Here is an 18,002-nt window from a genome sequence, read left to right on the forward strand (position 1 = left end):
AAGCTTGTCATAATGGGCACACTTCAATGGACATGTCCATGTGAATTTAGGGGTATATTGTAACGGATATGAATCTCCAATTATTATTCTGCAAGTATGTTTCAAGGGCTTATAATCATCTGTAGATGGAGGAGAGGGTGGACAACATATAATAAGACCCTATGACACTGCTATGCCATTGGGATGGTAGTGTCATAGGGTCTCTTATTCTGGTACGAAGAAAGTTACTGAATCTAGGGGCTGCCGTTGCCGCTAGGCAGATATACGTTTATTTTTCCTTTGAAGAATCCATATTTCAATTGCACCGGAGCCAAGCAATACCCCCGAAACAATGAAGATAAGTCCAATGAAATGTGCAGGCACAATGGCTTCATTAAGGAAAAATGCTGCCCCTAACAAAGAGAATAAGGTGTTTAAGTTAAGAAAAATGGATGATTCGGCTGCGCCTACCTTCCCAATGGCATAATTATAGCTCATGTGCCCGAGGGCAGTAGCAAAAATGGCGGAGAAAATGAAAGCTCCCCAGATGGAGGGTGGTGCAGTTGACAGTGAAGATAAGCCCTCTGGTTCCTTCCATAAGCTGATGGCAAAAAGAATAAAAGACCCGATCAGCATCATGTAGCCGGTTAGTAATCGTGGATCCATTGTTTTTGAGGCTTTATTGATAAGTATGAAACTTAATGCCTGTGAAAGTATGGAAAGTAAAATATCCACATCCCCCAGATTAATAGAATGAAGTCCTCCACTTCCTGCCATAACGGTAAAACTCACACCCATGGCACCGCATATAAAGCCAAAAAGCCTGATTAAAGTGGGCTTTTTACGAAAGAATATCATGGTCAAGATGACAGTCAAAATTGGCCCCATGCCCAAAATCAGTCCAGCATTCGATGCAGAAGTCTTCGTCAATCCCTCAGCTAAAAAATAATGATGAAAAACGACACTCAAAAGTGCTCCTCCAAAAACGTAAAAAAGTTCACTCTTTTTAGGAAGGCGTATTAGTCCAAAAAAGAAAAGGAAAAGAATGACTATAAGAGAAGCAGTAAAAATTCTCAAAGAGGTTATTGTTACGGGCTGTGTATTCGCAACTAAAATTTTAATAACCGAGACATTTAACCCCCATGTAATCATTATTCCGGTAAGTAAGATGTATATTTTCAAAAGACTCATTCCAAACAACCTTTCAAACTTATTTAACAATTGATATATTATACAACTTTCTCCAAATTAATAGCAAAGAGTAAATTTGATAGAAAGCTCTTGGATGAAAAATCAGAAACTCTTAATCATTAAAAAAGAGGGAAGAAATAAGTCCTTCCATTTTACCGTAATGTGGTTTTTCACCATAAATTTGGGTGGAAAATAATATGAAATATACCAAATAAAAATAAAATTATAAATTATCAAACTTTTCTATTGTTTTTGGTAGGGTTTTCATTTACAATTTCCTTATGATTTACCAAACCGGTTTAGTATTTAACTAAATCGATTTAGTAATGAAAATGATATGATCAAATGTTTTTTGTTTTTATTTGTGATTGTTCGAAAGAAGGAGGTACTGTATTGTCATCAAAATATGGTGTTTTAACGCTTGGCGACGCCATGATTACGCTAAATCCGGAAGAGACAGGACCTTTAAGATTCGTTAACCGTTTTGAGCGAAAAGTAGGAGGCGCTGAACTGAATTTTGCGATTGGCTGTGCAAGGCTTGGCATGCGGGCAAAGTGGATAAGCCGCTTAGGCAAGGATGAGTTCGGTAAAGTTATATATAATTTCGCTCGCGGGGAAGGCGTGGACATGAGTGATGTTGCCTATGTAAATGGATATCCAACATCTCTTAACTTTAAAGAAATCCGGGAAGATGGTTCCGGAAAGACATTTTATTACCGCTATCAATCTCCCATTTTAACTTTAAACCCGGGAGATATAACAGAGAAGATGTTTGAAGAGATTGATATAGTCCACCTAACTGGAGTGTTTTTGGCTATAGATCCCAAAAATGTGGATATTGCAAAGAGGGTCATGGATATTGCAAAACAAAAAAATATACCTGTTTCTTTTGATCCGAATATCCGCTTAAAGCTATGGTCCATCGAGGAAGCAAGATCAGTTTATTATGATATTTTTCCATATGTTGATATTTTGCTTACAGGTTTGGATGAAATAAGATTGATCATCGGAACGGACTCTAAAGAATCTTTGGCGGAATTCGCAAAGGTGAATGACATTGATCAGCTTGTCATTAAGGACGGGAAACATGGTTCAAAACTATATACCGAAAGTGAATGGCATGAAAAAGAAGCATTCCCGGTTATACCTGTTGATACTGTTGGTGCGGGAGATGGTTATGATGCCGGTTATATTTACGGATATCTTCATGGTTTATCTATTGATGAAAGATTGACATTCGCAAATGGTGTAGGAGCTCTTGTCACCACTGTTGCAGGGGACAATGAAGGGTTACCGTATTTGGATGAAGTAATGCCTTTCATACAGAATGAGGCTGTTATAGAAAGATAGATGACTGAAAGAAATGAGGGGAGAAAATGGCAACAGTAACGATACAAGCCGAGGAAGCAAAACGATTAGTCATTCAACAGCTGGCCAAAGTGGGTTTAAATGAAGAAAATGCCGGGAAAATCGCGGAAGTATTGGTTCATGCCGATCTCAGAAACGTCAATTCCCATGGTGTTTTGCGAACAGAGCATTATGTGAACCGTTTACAGGCAGGAGGCATAAATCCCGATGCCCAGATTTCCTTCCAAAAGACAGGGCCAGTTACCGGTGTAGTTGATGGAGATGATGGGTTTGGGCATGTGATTAGCGACGTGGCCATGGACCATGCAATCGAAATGGCTAGAGATAATGGCGTGGGAATGGTGACAGTTTTTAATAGCAGCCATTGCGGGGCACTAAGCTATTTCGTTCAAAAAGCCGCTGATGCAAAGTTGATTGGCATCGCGATGTCACATACCGATAAAATTGTGGTCCCATTCGGAGGAAAAACATCATTTCTTGGTACCAACCCAATCGCTTACGGAGTTCCTGCCAAAACGAAGAAACCCTTTATTCTTGATATGGCAACATCCAATGTTGCGCTGGGGAAAATCCTCCAGGCACGCGAAGAAGGAAAGGAAATCCCTGAAGGATGGGGAGTGGATGAAAATGGAGCTAATGTGACAGACCCGAAGAAAGTCGTTTCCCTTTCCACTTTCGGAGGCCCTAAAGGCTATGGCCTATCCGTAATTGTGGATGTGTTTTCTGGATTATTGGCCGGTGCGGCATTTGGCCCTCACATTGGGAAAATGTATGACGACCTTGATAAGAAACGGAAGCTGGGACATTATTTTTGTGTGATTAATCCTTCGTTCTTTACGGATACTGAGATATTTTTAGAGCAAATGGATCAAATGATCGAAGAGCTGCAACAGGTTGAACCTGCTCCAGGGTTCGATCGCGTATATGTACCGGGTGAGATTGAACAAATCAATGAAGAAAAAAACCTGAAACAAGGTATTACGATAGCATCAAGTGTTTATGAATTTCTTACAAAGTAGGTGGGGAAATGAAAGCGGTTCAAGTACGGAAAGCTCATGAACTTATCATTCAAGAAGTGGAAAAACCTCGGATTTCAAACTCGACGGATGTCCTTGTGAAAGTAAAAAGAGTCGGGATTTGTGGATCGGATATGCATATTTATCATGGTACGAATCCTCTTGCTACACTGCCGCGAGTCGTTGGGCATGAAGTAGCGGGAGAAGTTGTGGAGATAGGTCAAGGTGTCACTGGCATAAAAGTGGGGGACCACGTAGTTATTGAGCCCATCAGTTATTGCGGGGAGTGTTACGCCTGCCGTAAAGGCCGCCAAAATGTTTGTGAAAAACTTTCCGTTTTTGGGGTGCATGAAGATGGTGGGATGAGGGAATGGTTCGTCCTTCCGGAGAAACAATTACATGTTGTGGATCCCGCTTTAGCTTGGGAAGAAATAGTATTGGCTGAGCCATACACAATCGGCGCACAGGCCGTTTGGAGAGGCGAAGTGGAGGAAGGGGAAACAGTGCTTATCCAGGGGGCCGGGCCTATTGGAATTTGCATATTAAAGATGGCAAAGCTTCAAGGAGCATCAGTGATGATCACGGATTTAAGTGATGAGCGTTTGGAATTCGCTAAAGAAAGCGGCGCCGATATCACCGTCCATGCTGGAAAAGAAGATGTTCAAAAACGAGTGGAAGAATGGACGAATGGCGAAGGGGCGAACGTCGTCATTGATGCAGTATGCTTGCCGATGACATTCGAATTGTCCTTCGATGTCGTGTCAACGGCGGGGCGGATTGTCGTACTCGGTTTTGATGAACGTCCTTCATCGGTTTCCCAGCTACCAATCACAAAAAAGGAAGTATCGGTGAAAGGGTCCAGATTGCAAACCGATCAGTTCCCGAAAGTGGTAAAACTTTTAAATGAAGGAAAACTCAGACATGAAGGTTTAGTTACCCATACATTTTCGCTCGATGATATCCAGGAAGCATTTAATTTTGTTGAAAATCATCCCGAACAAGTTCGAAAAGCGATCATCGTTTTTAATTAAAGGGGGTAGGAGTTATGGATAAACATTCAATCATACATCGAATAACGGAAACGAAAGTTGTAGCTGTTATCCGGGGACAGGATGCAAAGGAGGCGGCACAACTTTCTAAAGCAGCTGTGGAAGGCGGTATTCAGGCAATCGAATTGACTTATACAACACCGGGAATTGAAGAAGCTTTCAAAGAAATGAAAAATACGGATGCACTATTAGGAGCAGGCTCTGTACTTGATTCTGAAACGGCTCGGCATGCGATTTTAGCTGGCGCCAATTTTATCGTCAGCCCCTATTTTGTCAATGGCGTAGCAGAACTTTGTAATCGATACGGCATTCCCTATATGCCTGGATGCATGACCATTAGAGAAATGGCTACATCATTGGAAGCAGGTTGTGATGTTTTGAAGTTATTTCCGGCAAACCATTTTGAACCTTCTTTCATTAAGTCCGTTAATGGTCCACTGCCCAATGTAAGGATCATGCCAACCGGCGGAATTAATTTGGATAACATGAAGGACTGGCTGAATGCAGGCGCGGTAGCAATCGGGATCGGCAGTGACTTGAACAAAGCCTATCAAAATGGCGGCTATGAAGCCGCAGTGGAATTAAGCCGAAAATACATGCAAAAAATTGCGGAATAATGGAGGTGCATGATGAACATTACATTTAGATGGTACGGGAAAGACAATGATACCGTTACATTGGAGCACATTAAACAGATTCCTGGAGTGAAAGGGATTGTCTGGGCACTTCACCAAAAACCTGTTGGTGAGGTATGGGAAAAGGAAGAAATTCAAGAAGAAATTGAGTATATCCAATCATTTGGTTTTCACACGGATGTCGTAGAAAGTGTAAATGTCCATGAATCGATTAAATTGGGTAATGAAGACCGCATGATATATATAGAGAAATACAAAGAGACGATCCGGAATCTTTCGGAAGCTGGAGTGAAAGTCATTTGTTATAACTTCATGCCGATCTTTGATTGGACTCGGACGGAAATGTTCCATCCTTTGGAAGATGGCTCAACTGCCCTGTTTTATGAAAAAGCGAAAGTGGATACGTTAGAGCCGCAAGATTTAATTCGTACAGTAACGGAAGCTTCAGATTTAACTTTACCAGGTTGGGAACCAGAAAAGATGGATAGAATCTCTGAATTATTCGAAGCTTACAAAACTGTGGACGAAGAGCAGCTATGGGCAAATCTTGAAATATTCCTAAAAGAAATATTACCTGTTGCCGAGGCTTGCGGTATAAAAATGGCAATACACCCGGATGATCCACCATGGTCCATTTTTGGCTTGCCAAGAATCATCACCGGAGAGTCGAGCTATGAAAAATTGATTTCGATTTCGGATTCACCATCGAATGCATTTACCTTGTGTACAGGATCGATGGGGGCAAACCCTGAAAATGATATGGTTCAGGTGGCTAAAAAGTATGCAAACCGTTCGCCTTTCTCCCATATACGCAATGTGAAGATTTATGAAAACGGTGACTTTGTGGAAACATCCCATCATACCCAGGATGGATCGATCAATATACAGGGCGTCGTGGAAGAATTGAATAAGCAAAATTATACTGGTTATGTCAGACCGGATCATGGCCGCCATATATGGGGTGAAGTTTGCCGCCCAGGTTACGGTTTATATGACCGAGCATTGGGAATCATGTATTTGCTCGGATTATGGGATGCATATGAAGCTACTAAATTAGGTGAAAAATCATGATTCCCATTCATGAAAACTTATCGAACAGGGTGGCAGTGATCACTGGAGGCAGCGGTGTTTTATGTTCCAAAATGGCGGTGGAATTGGCCCGTCATGGTGTCAAGATAGCTATATTGAACAGAACGGCGGAAAAAGGGCAAGAAGTGGTCGAACTCATTGAACAAACTGGGGGGACTGCGATTTCCATCGCGGCAGACGTTTTGGATAGAACCTCATTGGAAAATGCAAAAGGGAAAATAATAGAATCGTTCGGAAGAGTGGATCTATTAATAAATGGTGCGGGAGGCAATCACCCTGATGCCATTACAGCTCCAGAGAAATATGGGGAAGAAGCAGAAGGAAAATCCTTTTTTGATTTGGATGAAAATGGTTTCTCCCAGGTTTTTGCCAGTAATTTCACCGGTACATTTTTGGCCAGTCAGGTTTTTGGGAAAGAGTTATTGCAAGTGGAAGCACCTGTTATCGTAAATGTATCTTCCATGAGCGCCTACGCTCCAATGACTAAAGTACCAGCATATAGTGCTGCCAAAGCTTCGATAAATAATTTTACCATGTGGATGGCTGTTCATTTTGCCGAAGAAGGTTTACGGGTGAATGCCATTGCTCCAGGATTCTTTTTGACGAAGCAAAATCGGAATCTTCTGCTTAATGAAGATGGCAGCCTGACGGCAAGATCTAATAAAATAATTACTTCAACACCCATGAAGCGCTTTGGGCAGCCTGAAGATTTACTTGGTACCTTGCTTTGGCTAGTTGATGAATCCTATTCGGGCTTTGTCACAGGAATTACGGTACCAGTCGATGGGGGCTTCATGGCATACTCAGGTGTCTGAATTCGGGTCCAATAAAAAGGCAAACAAGTGACCGTGATTAAATTAGTTCCACGGTATGGGAAATTGACTTTTTTACTGCATCAGAAGTTGATTGTAAAGCTTTCCTTATTATAATAGAATATTCCTTATATATCTAAGCCATTTTGGTAATAGAGAATTGAAACCACACGACAGGAATGAATGAATTGAAAACTATTACAATTACTGATGTCGCCAATCACGCGAAAGTATCAAAAAGCACAGTTTCCCAATACCTGAACAAACGTTACGAATATATGAGTGAAAAAACCAGGAAAAAGATTGAAGAAACAATAGAAGAGTTAAACTATCAGCCTAATATATTAGCACGCAGTTTAAAACAAAAATCCACTTTTACCGTTGGGGTGGTGGTTGCCAATATTCTTCACACGTTTTCAACTCAGGTTATTAGAGCTATAGAAAACTACTTTTATGAACAAGGGTTCCATATTATCGTATGCAATGCAGATGACAATCCTGAGAAGGAAAAGAATTATATTGAAATGCTAAGAGCTAAACAAGTTGATGGGATCATCATATTCCCCACAGGGGACAATCTTGATTTATATCAACGTATGAAGAGTGATCATTTCCCGATTGTTTTCATGGATAGGACGATCGAAGAATTGGATATTGCAACAGTCATGCTCGATAATCACCTTGCTTCCAAGTTAGCGATCGACAGGTTTATTGAAAAGGGTTATGAAACCATTGCAATCATAACCACCTCAATAATACGCGATATTAGTCCTCGTATCGAACGGATCCAAGGGTACAAGGATTCACTTGCGACACATGGGATACCATTTAATTCTGAATATATTAAAACAGTGAACGCAGATGAAATTCCGGTTGCACTTTCAGAATTTTTCGAATTGGAAAAGCCGCCTCAAGCCATTTTGGCAGGAAATGATATCGTACTTAATGAAGTGTTGCGTTATATGAAACAGCACGAAATCAATATACCTGATGACATAGCGGTCATAGGGATCGATGATGTGCCCTATGCCAGTTTCTATACACCGACCATCACAACGGTTAATCAGCCAGCCATTGAAATGGCCAACTTGGCAGCAGAGTTACTGCTTAGTCAAATCAATAAAACAGGAATAGAGGATACAAGCGTGCATCGCTTGAAACCGACTTTGCTTTCAAGGAATTCTTGCTAGAACCCGATGTAAGAATTCCTGTGAAAAAGAAAGCGCTTTTTTACGGGAATTCTAAACCGATTTAGTTAAAGGTCATATAGGCTTTACTCTTGGTTATTAAATGGAAACGTTTCCAAAAATGCTGCTGCATTTATTGAAACGTATAGGGGGGTATTTTATGTTTTCAAATGGTAGAGGAATGGTTATCGTTTTCTTGTTCTTGGCAGGTGTAATAAATTATCTGGACCGATCTGCACTGTCCATTGCAGCTCCGTTCATCCAAGATGATTTATCCTTAACAGCAACACAGATGGGGATTATTTTTAGTAGCTTTTCAGTTGGTTATGCCATATTTAATTTCCTTGGAGGAATGGCGTCCGATAAATGGGGTGCAAAGCTTACGCTTTTCGTGGCGATGATCGTTTGGTCTTTATTCAGTGGTGCACTTGTACTTGCTGTCGGTTTTGCCAGTATGATAGTCATCCGCATCTTGTTTGGAATGGGCGAAGGCCCTCTTTCTGCAACCATCAATAAGATGGTGAATAACTGGTTCCCAGCGAATCAACGGGCATCTGTCGTTGGTTTGACGAATAGTGGGACGCCGCTTGGTGGCGCCATAGCAGGTCCGATTGTTGGATTTATTGCCATCTCATATGGATGGAGAGTTTCTTTCATTGCCATAATGGTGATTGGCCTTATATGGGCGATTTGCTGGTGGAAGTTCGTTAAAGAAAAACCAGAAGAGTCAAAAGAACAGAAACATACTGGTAAATCTTATGTAGCCGCAACATCGGAAGGAAAGTTGAAATTCACCTTTTATTTAAAACAAAAAACTGTTTTATTTACAGCTCTAGCCTTTTTTTCTTACAACTATATTCTCTTCTTTTTCTTAACTTGGTTCCCAAGCTATTTGGTGGATGCACGCGGCCTAAGTGTAGAAAATATGAGCATCATTACTGTGATTCCATGGATTTTTGGATTCATCGGACTTGCTTTGGGTGGATTCGTGTCGGATTTCTTCTCTAAAAAATTCGCTCAAAAAGGTGTTTTATTCTCACGTAAGCTCGTGCTTGTAACATGTTTATTCTTATCGGCGGTATGTATCGGATTTGCCGGACTGGTATCCACAACGGTCAGTGCGGTAACGCTTGTCGCACTTTCCGTCTTCTTCCTATATTTGACTGGTGCCATTTACTGGGCAATCGTCAACGATGTTGTCGACCCTGGTAATGTTGGATCTGTTGGAGGTTTTATGCATTTCTTGGCAAATACAGCAGGTATCATCGGACCGACGTTAACAGGATATATTGTCGATACCTCAGGCACATACACAGTTGCATTCTTGCTTGCAGGAGGATTGGCCATCGTTGCATCGCTTGCAGTCATCCGTTTTGTAAGACCGATAGTAAAGCCTGCGTAATAGATTGTTAGAATGGAAGTGTCTCCCAAAGGAAATATCAAGGGAAGACACTTCCATTTTTCATGAATTAATATTTTTCATGTTTACTAGGCATGCTTAGCGCATCCGATTTTCTTTTCGAAATGTTGCAGGTGTTTTTTTATTGTATTTTTTAAAGGTGCGAAAAAATTGGGGCATGCTTTCAAAACCACACATCTCAGCAATATGGGCAATGGTGTGATTCGTTTCCAGCAAAAGTTCCTTTGCCTTGATGATTCTTTTCGTATTTAAATATACTATTAAGCCAATTCCGGTCGTGTCCTTAAAAACTCTGCTGAAATGAGCGGGACTGACCAAAGCTTTTTGTGCAAGTGTCGTCAAAGTCAATGCTTCATCGATATGTTCATTAATATAAATTAAAATATCTTTGATCCATTCTGAACTATAGCTATTGCCCTCTGGTATATCTTCTTTGCCATTTATCCGGGTACGGTATAAATCAAGTATGATTTGATGAACGGTCAGCAAACAAGCATGCCTCGAGCCCATTGATTGGCTAGTGGTTTCTTGCAGGATGAGTTGTAGCTGTTCCTCCATCTTTACTTGTTTATTTTTCGGCAATGATATTTTATAATTCTTACTCTTTTTTGTCAGGTCAAACAAATGTAAATATGAAAAAGAATCATCAACCATATCTTTATATATCAATGTGGGACTGAAAAAGATAATGGTGGAGGTAACAGGGTCGTCCTTATTGGGTAAAGCCCTATGAATTGTATTATTAGGGATCAGGAATACATCCCCTTGCTGCATATCATAAAACACATCACCGATAAAAAAGGTCCCCTTACCGTTATAAACATAAACAATTTCATAATAGTCATGCATATGATCGGACAATTCATTCTGGGGACTTTTCGTATCCTGATAGACAAAAGAAAATGGGAAGAGTAAATCATGATTTAATGCATTATGAATTTTTTTCATTTCGTTCATCTCCTGAAAGTATAATACAACAAGAATGAGTATATTTATAGCAAAATATGCAATTTATATTTCAAAAATTGATGTTAAAATTAAAATAGATTTAAAAATTAAAAAAGTTCAAGCGAAAAATGAAAGGGCTTTCGGAATGGATTGACGTTTGGTTTTGAACGTCTTCACTCATGATAAGGAGGGGACAAAATGAATAAATTTGTTCAATTGCATTCAAATGATGATGTTGTTATTTCCTTGGAGGGGATTCATAAAGGACAGAGCCTCCAGATTCAAACGGAAGACAGGGGCATGATCCATATAAAGGCAAGTGATGACATTCCTAAAGGGCATAAAATGTTAGTGAAACCGATAAAACGAGGGGAGGACGTAATCAAATTCGGCTACTCGATCGGAAAAGCTAAAGAAGATATCTCGATTGGCGATTGGGTTCACACCCATAATCTAGCATCCGGTTTGCATGGTATATTGGATTATTCCTATCAACCTAGCAGTCAAAATACAAAAGAGTCAAGTCAAGATCATACCTTCCAAGGATATATCCGTGAAAATGGTGAAGTGGGTATCCGAAATGAAATCTGGATCATCAACACGGTTGGTTGCATCAATAAAACATGTGAAATTCTCGCTAAAATGGGAAATGAGCAGTTTAAAGATCGACAAATCGATGGGATTCAACACTTTTCCCACCCATACGGCTGTTCTCAATTGGGTGATGATTTGACACATACACAGAAACTTTTAGCTGCCTTGGCTCAACATCCAAATGCGGCAGGGGTTTTAGTTGTAGGGTTAGGATGTGAGAACAATCAAATCGAAGCATTTAAAGAGGTCATAGGCGAATTTCCTCCAAATCACATTAAATTTTTAAAAGCCCAGGAGGTTCAAGATGAATTGGAGAGCGGCTTACGTTTAATGGGAGAATTAGTGGAATATGCCGAAGGATTCGTACGCAAGCCCGTACCGGTTTCAAAGCTGAAAATAGGCTTAAAATGCGGGGGTTCCGATGGTTTTTCAGGCATTACAGCTAATCCATTGGTTGGTGCGGTTTCCGACCTTATTGTAGAAAATGGCGGGACCACGATATTGACAGAGGTTCCTGAGATGTTTGGAGCGGAAACGATATTGATGAACAGGGCAAGAGATGAAGAAACCTTTAATAAAATCGTTGGCCTTATTAATGATTTCAAACAGTATTTCATTCGCCATGATCAGGAAATTTATGAAAACCCTTCACCTGGAAACAAGGAAGGCGGCATAAGTACGCTGGAGGAAAAATCTCTTGGGTGCACGCAAAAAGGCGGCCATGCCACTGTAGTGGATGTTAGCCCATATGGTGAAAGGGTAGTGAAGCATGGTTTGAATTTAATCAATTCTCCTGGAAATGACCTGATTTCGGTGACGGCTTTGGCAGCAGCAGGTGCACATATCGTTCTGTTCACTACGGGAAGGGGAACACCATTTGGCGGACCGGTGCCAACCGTGAAAATAGCAACGAATTCAGATTTAGCCGATCGTAAAAAACACTGGATTGATTATAATGCAGGGCAACTGATTGAAGGTCAAAAGATCGAGGAATTAAAGGACGATTTATTCCAATACATTCTTGAACTTTCATCAGGTAAAAAGAAAACGAATAATGAAAAATTCGGTTATCGGGAGATAAGCATCTTTAAAGAAGGCGTCATTCTCTAACAGGTGTAAATATCTATTAAGATACTAAAAAGGAGTGTTATTCAGTGAAAAGTATTGTTTGTGAACAACCTTTTGAATTTAAGATGATCGAGACGGAAAAACCGGTTCCAAATTCAGGCGAAGCTTTGGTTCGTGTGCGGCGAATAGGAATTTGCGGTACGGATATTCATGCCTATGGTGGTAATCAACCCTTTTTTAGCTACCCTCGAATACTTGGACATGAATTATCCGGTTATATTGAATCCATATCGGAGAATGAATCAGGGCTGAATGTCGGAGATCAAGTATCGATCATCCCCTATATGGAATGTGGAAAATGCCTGGCTTGCAGAAGTGGAAAAACGAACTGCTGTACGGATATGAAAGTTTTGGGTGTACATGCTGAAGGCGGCATGAGTGAGTGGATGACGGTTCCTTATAATCATTTGGTGAGAACAGAGGGTCTTACACTTGACCAATCCGCAATGATAGAGCCTTTAAGTATAGGGGCTCACGCAGTTAGGCGCGCTGCTATTCAAAAAGGGGAATTTGCACTGGTAATTGGTGCTGGTCCAATTGGCTTGGGAGTCATGGCATTCGCTAAAGAACAGGGTGCGAAGGTAATCGCAATGGATGTAAATGATGAACGCCTTGCGTTTGCTGGCAAATGGGCAAATGTCGATTATACGTTGAACGTTTTGGAGAATCCAATGGAGGAATTAGCCCAATTGACAAATGGAGATATGCCAAGCGTGGTATTTGATGCGACAGGCAATGCTAAGTCAATGATGGATTCATTTAAATTTCCTGCTCACGGCGGAAGGTTGATTTATGTTGGGTTAGTTAAAGCGGATATTTCCTTTAATGATCCTGAATTCCACAGTAAAGAGCTTACATTAATGGGAAGCCGTAATGCAACAAGGGATGACTTTGATTATGTCGTGAATACGCTGAAGAATGACAAGCTGGATATGGGACAGTATATTACACACCGCACACATTTGGATGAAATGATCAATCAGTTTGAAGGGTGGTTAACTCCTGAAGCTAAAGTGATCAAGGCTATCGTCGAAATTTAAGCATTATGTATGCTGTCATAAGGGCAACCTCTTAAATCGCACTCCGAATTGGATATTTCTGTTAGAAAGGAGTTCTTTGGTCATGAACTTTAATAAAAGCCAACTGAAGGGTCTGAGTAAAGATACAAAAGCTGTCCAATATTCACATATGATGGATTTTCCCATAAAAGTATTGCAGATTGGGGAGGGGAATTTTCTTCGAGGCTTCTTTGATTGGATGATTCATGAATGTAATAAACAAGGTCATTTCATGGGAAGTATTGCAGTTACCCAGCCTCGCCGCGCCGGAAAAGGGAAAATAGAGGAAGTGAAGCGGCAAGATGGCCTGTATACATTAATGTTACGTGGTTTTCACCAAGGGGAGAAAATGGAACATACAGAGATCATTTCCGTTTTTTCGAAGGTAATTGATCCATATGAAGATTGGGTGGAATTTTTAGCGTTATCAGAAAACCCTGCATTGGAATTTGTAGTTTCTAACACGACTGAAGCAGGACTCAAATACCAGCCGATTCCTTTGGAAGAAGGAATCCCGATTGAATCTTTTCCAGGAAAACTGACTGCTTTTTTATATCATCGTTATCTGCATTTCAACGGAGATGCGGAAAAAGGACTCACCATGCTTCCATGTGAGCTTTTAGAGAGAAATGGTGATTCATTGAAGCAATGTGTTCTTAAGCATAGCAGGGATTGGGATTTACCAAAGCCCTTCATGGAGTGGGTGGACCGGGACAATCTATTCTTAAACTCGCTTGTAGACCGTATCGTTACAGGATTCCCAGCTAATGAGGCGGAAAAACTATTTGCATCATGGGGATATACGGATACTCTGCTAAATACGGCAGAACCCTATCATTTATGGGCTATTGAAGGTGACCCTTCTATTGATGAGCGTCTTCCCTTACAACAATCCGGATTAAATGTGCGTTGGGTTAAAGATTTAGTGCCTTATCAAATGAGGAAGGTACGGATTCTTAATGGTTCACATACCTTGATGGCTCCTTTAGGCATTTTATCTGGATTGGAAGAAGTAAAACAGGCAATCGATCATCCTGATTTCAACCGATTCCTGAGCAATGCCATCGAAAAGGAAATAATTCCTTCATTACCTTTTGATCAAAATGAGATGATGCTATATGGGGAAAGTGTTCTTGAGCGATTTAAGAATCCTTTTGTACATCACCTCCTGGCCGATATTTCGCTGAATAGTATTTCGAAGTTTAAGGTTCGTCTCCTGCCTACGTTAGAGGAATATCATAGGGCGAAAGGCAAGCTACCCGACTGTATCGTCCGAGGTTTTTCGGGCCTGATCCGATTTTATAAGGTTCATGATGTAAAGGGGAGTTATATTGGTAAAAGCTTCGCGGGTAAAGTCTATGTTGTTAAAGATGATATAAAGACTATTGAATTTTTCAAGGAACAATGGCTTGGTTATGAGAGGGGAGGGATCCCGCTTAGACAATTGATAGAAGCCACCTTAAGTAATCAATATCTATGGGGGAAGGATTTGAGCGGTATCCCGAACCTAGGAAATGAATTATGCCAATATCTAGAAGGAATGATTGATGGAGATTATCCGTTGAAAGGATTCGGGCAAAGTTAAGTTCATGAATATCCTGCCTATCTCTTATTTTTTTCTTTATTTTATTTGTATTTTTGGTATACTGGATAAGTGATATAATTACTTGGTAGTTTCCTAATGGAAGATATCAAAAGAATTACATATTCTTTATTCCCGTGAAGGGGAGTAGCGTCAGGGATAACCTGAAATAAAGTCGTCATTACGTGGAATTCCACCGGCTTTATTGGCCTAATTCATTTAGTGCTTAGCGAGACCTTTGCCATATATGGCAGAGGTCTCTTTATTTTTGTATAAAGGAGGAAAATATGTTGGATTTTTTAACAGGTGAATTCATTTCAGGACTTTTAGCGATCATTATGATAGATTTGGTTCTAGCCGGTGATAATGCGATCCTTATTGGATTGGCTGCAAGAAAGCTTCCAAAAGATCAGCAAAAAAAGGTGATAATATGGGGAGCGGTCGGGGCAATAGTGATAAGGATCATCGCAACGCTGCTGGTTGTTTGGCTCTTAGAGGTGCCTGGACTGCATTTAATAGGGGGATTACTTCTTGTATGGATTGCTTATAAGCTCCTTATCGAAGAAGAGGAACATGATTTGAAGCCTGCAGACTCTATGTGGGCTGCCATAAAAACTATCATTATTGCGGATGCTTTGATGGGATTGGATAACGTCCTAGCGGTTGCAGGTGCATCTCATGGTAACTTCACTTTAGTGGTGATCGGTTTACTTGTATCTATCCCAGTAGTGATGTATGGAAGTACTTTGATCCTGAAACTGATTGAACGTTTCCCAGTCATCATAATAATTGGTGCGGGCATACTAGGTTGGACAGCTGCTAAAATGATTGTAGCTGAACCCTTCATGCAAGACTATTTTGCAAATCCCTTCATTAAATATGGATTTGAAGCGATAGTGGTGATTGGAATCCTGGTTGCCGGGACTTCAAGACAGAAAAATATAGAAAAAGAAAAAGCAAACAGAGAGAAAATGCAAATCGAACGTAATGGATAATGGACACAAAGGGACCTTTCGAAAATGAAAGGTCTCTCTTTTTTTCTATGCCCCAATGATAAAAGTTTCAAAACAAGAAAAGGGAGTACCAAAGTCCGCACTATGGTACTCCTTTTTGCGAATATTTATGGAATCGATAACATGCATTCCAATCACGATACCCGAGACAAATGATCATATGGAGCGTTCATTCTTTTATTAGTTTAAGTTAATCCATACACTTTTGACTTCCGTATAATTATCCAAAGCATAACTGCCCATTTCCCGTCCGATTCCACTTTGTTTATAACCGCCAAATGGTGAAGCTGCATCGAAGGCGTTATAACAGTTTACCCAAACTGTACCTGCCTTTAATTCATTAGCCACATAATGGGCTTTTTTTACATCTTGTGTCCATAAACCAGCAGCCAATCCATATTCAGAGTTATTTGCACGGTTTATCACATCATCCAAATCGTCAAATGGCATGGCAGCTACAACAGGACCGAAGATTTCTTCTTTAGCGATTGTCATTTCATCTTCAACGCCTGCAAATATTGTAGGTGTTACAAAATAGCCCTCTCCTTGTCCGTAATTGCCCCCGGTAACCACTTCGGCTCCTTCAGACTTTCCTTTTTCAATATAACTACCCACTCTTTCCAATTGTTCACTGGAAACCAAAGGCCCTATCTGGGTAGATGGATCAAGACCGGCCCCTTGTTTAATGTTTTTTGCATGTGACACTAAGTCAGCTACCACATTGTCATAGGATTTCTTTTGAATGTACAGTCGGGAACCGGCACAGCAAACTTGTCCTTGATTAAACATGATGCCCATTAAAGCACCAGGAATGGCTTTACTCATATCTGCATCCGGTAAAATGATATTAGGTGATTTTCCGCCTAATTCCAACGAGATTTTTTTCACAGTTCCCGAAGCTTGGCGCATGATCATTTTCCCTACTGAGGTTGAACCGGTAAAGGCAATTTTATCGACATCTGGATGGTCTACAAGCGGTGACCCTGCTGTTTCCCCAAATCCAGGTATGACATTAAGAACGCCAGGAGGAAAACCTGCTTCAAGCGCCAATTGACCTAAATATAATGCTGAAAGCGGCGTTTGCTCCGCTGGTTTTAAAACGATCGTACATCCGGTTGCTAGGGCTGCGCCTAATTTCCATGCGGCCATAAGTAGAGGGAAATTCCAAGGGATGATTTGCCCTACCACTCCAACTGCTTCATGACGGGTATAGTTGAAGTAATTCCCAGCAACAGGTATTGTTTGTCCTACTATCTTAGTGGTCCATCCAGCATAATAACGGAAGTGATCGATTGCAAGGGGGACATCGGCATTAGTCGTTTCGCCAATTGGCTTGCCATTATCCAGGGTATCCAATTGTGCTAACGCCTCTTTATGTTCCTCCATGAGGTCCGCTAATTTATAAATGAGGCGACTGCGTTCCGATGCACTCATTTTTTTCCAAGGACCGTTGTCGAAAGCCTTACGGGCTGCTTTGACTGCTTTATCGACATCTTCCGGACCTGCTTCACTCACAACCGCTAAAACCTTGCCGTTTGAAGGATCAAGAGTCTCAAAGGTTTTTCCTGAAGCAGCTTCCACCAATTCCCCATTAATCAAAAGCTTTTTAGTGCCCTTCAAGAATTCTTGCACTCGTGGATTTAGTTTAATAGTTTGTTCCATGTATAATACCCCTTTTCATTTGGATTTAAGGTTCCATCATAAAATCTGTTGAGACAATGGCGTTCCTCTAAGTAAAGGATTAGGTATAAGCTTATGTTTTCGATACATTTCTCTTTAGCTGACTTGCAGCATGTCTGAATATCTTTAAAAACTTGATTACTTGATTTCGTTCCCCCCTTATCAAAAAGGAATCAATTTCTCGACATGTAATTATGCAAGACTTATGCCAATAACAAAAAAACAATGAAACCAGTTAAAGAAGATAGTAGAG

The 18,002-nt window shown here is 40.7% G+C and carries 15 protein-coding genes; 12 read left to right on the plus strand and 3 right to left on the minus strand.

The window, feature by feature from the left end; translation table 11 throughout:
- Window positions 1-252: 252 nt before the first annotated feature.
- The gene (locus FNK51_RS23125) at window positions 253-1,170 is read right to left on the minus strand and encodes a DMT family transporter (protein WP_141994815.1); all 918 of its coding nucleotides are present in this window, start codon (window positions 1,168-1,170) and stop codon (window positions 253-255) included.
- 393 nt (window positions 1,171-1,563) lie between these two features.
- Between FNK51_RS23125 and FNK51_RS23130 the strand changes: the two genes are divergently transcribed.
- From FNK51_RS23130 to FNK51_RS23165, 8 genes are all read left to right on the plus strand, one after another.
- A complete protein-coding gene (locus tag FNK51_RS23130) occupies window positions 1,564-2,520 on the plus strand; it encodes a sugar kinase (RefSeq protein ID WP_141994816.1) in 957 nt (318 codons plus the stop codon).
- A 26-nt stretch (window positions 2,521-2,546) separates the two neighbouring features.
- The gene (allD, locus tag FNK51_RS23135; RefSeq protein ID WP_141994817.1) at window positions 2,547-3,557 is read left to right on the plus strand and encodes an ureidoglycolate dehydrogenase; all 1,011 of its coding nucleotides are present in this window, start codon (window positions 2,547-2,549) and stop codon (window positions 3,555-3,557) included.
- An 8-nt stretch (window positions 3,558-3,565) separates the two neighbouring features.
- Window positions 3,566-4,585 carry a zinc-binding alcohol dehydrogenase family protein gene (locus FNK51_RS23140; protein WP_141994818.1) on the plus strand — a complete coding sequence of 340 codons (1,020 nt, stop codon included), beginning with the start codon at window positions 3,566-3,568 and terminating at the stop codon, window positions 4,583-4,585.
- Window positions 4,586-4,599: 14 nt separating this feature from the next.
- Window positions 4,600-5,220 (plus strand): bifunctional 2-keto-4-hydroxyglutarate aldolase/2-keto-3-deoxy-6-phosphogluconate aldolase, encoded by a 621-nt coding sequence (locus FNK51_RS23145; protein WP_141994819.1) that lies wholly within the window; start codon window positions 4,600-4,602, stop codon window positions 5,218-5,220.
- A 12-nt stretch (window positions 5,221-5,232) separates the two neighbouring features.
- Entirely contained in the window at window positions 5,233-6,309 is a 1,077-nt protein-coding gene (gene uxuA / locus FNK51_RS23150) for a mannonate dehydratase (protein ID WP_098369487.1), read from the plus strand.
- On the plus strand, window positions 6,306-7,142 hold the full coding sequence (locus FNK51_RS23155) for an SDR family oxidoreductase (RefSeq protein WP_098369488.1): 837 nt from the start codon (window positions 6,306-6,308) through the stop codon (window positions 7,140-7,142). The genes uxuA and FNK51_RS23155 overlap by 4 nt, the downstream gene beginning before the upstream one ends.
- Window positions 7,143-7,327: 185 nt before the next feature.
- Window positions 7,328-8,329, plus strand: a complete 1,002-nt coding sequence (locus FNK51_RS23160; RefSeq protein WP_098369489.1) for a LacI family DNA-binding transcriptional regulator — start codon at window positions 7,328-7,330, stop codon at window positions 8,327-8,329.
- A gap of 157 nt (window positions 8,330-8,486) precedes the next feature.
- Window positions 8,487-9,728, plus strand: a complete 1,242-nt coding sequence (locus FNK51_RS23165; RefSeq protein WP_141994820.1) for an MFS transporter — start codon at window positions 8,487-8,489, stop codon at window positions 9,726-9,728.
- Between the two features lie 96 nt (window positions 9,729-9,824).
- Here FNK51_RS23165 and FNK51_RS23170 read toward each other — a convergent pair whose 3' ends face one another.
- Entirely contained in the window at window positions 9,825-10,694 is an 870-nt protein-coding gene (locus FNK51_RS23170; protein WP_181762325.1) for an AraC family transcriptional regulator, read from the minus strand.
- A gap of 198 nt (window positions 10,695-10,892) precedes the next feature.
- Here FNK51_RS23170 and FNK51_RS23175 point away from each other — a divergent pair, with 198 nt between their 5' ends.
- The 4 genes from FNK51_RS23175 to FNK51_RS23190 all read left to right on the plus strand — a co-directional run bounded on the left by FNK51_RS23175 (window position 10,893) and on the right by FNK51_RS23190 (window position 16,051).
- The gene (locus tag FNK51_RS23175) at window positions 10,893-12,398 is read left to right on the plus strand and encodes a UxaA family hydrolase (protein ID WP_141994822.1); all 1,506 of its coding nucleotides are present in this window, start codon (window positions 10,893-10,895) and stop codon (window positions 12,396-12,398) included.
- A 44-nt stretch (window positions 12,399-12,442) separates the two neighbouring features.
- A complete protein-coding gene (locus FNK51_RS23180) occupies window positions 12,443-13,456 on the plus strand; it encodes a zinc-binding alcohol dehydrogenase family protein (RefSeq protein ID WP_141994823.1) in 1,014 nt (337 codons plus the stop codon).
- An 82-nt stretch (window positions 13,457-13,538) separates the two neighbouring features.
- The gene (locus tag FNK51_RS23185; RefSeq protein WP_141994824.1) at window positions 13,539-15,059 is read left to right on the plus strand and encodes a tagaturonate reductase; all 1,521 of its coding nucleotides are present in this window, start codon (window positions 13,539-13,541) and stop codon (window positions 15,057-15,059) included.
- Between the two features lie 287 nt (window positions 15,060-15,346).
- On the plus strand, window positions 15,347-16,051 hold the full coding sequence (locus tag FNK51_RS23190; RefSeq protein WP_141994836.1) for a TerC family protein: 705 nt from the start codon (window positions 15,347-15,349) through the stop codon (window positions 16,049-16,051).
- 198 nt (window positions 16,052-16,249) lie between these two features.
- On the opposite strand, the gene FNK51_RS23195 is transcribed toward FNK51_RS23190, so the two are convergent.
- Entirely contained in the window at window positions 16,250-17,731 is a 1,482-nt protein-coding gene (locus tag FNK51_RS23195; RefSeq protein WP_141994825.1) for an aldehyde dehydrogenase family protein, read from the minus strand.
- Between the last annotated feature and the right edge of the window lie 271 nt (window positions 17,732-18,002).

This window comes from Bacillus sp. B4EP4a, from assembly GCF_006680105.1.
Taxonomy (GTDB): domain Bacteria; phylum Bacillota; class Bacilli; order Bacillales; family DSM-1321; genus Peribacillus; species Peribacillus simplex_E.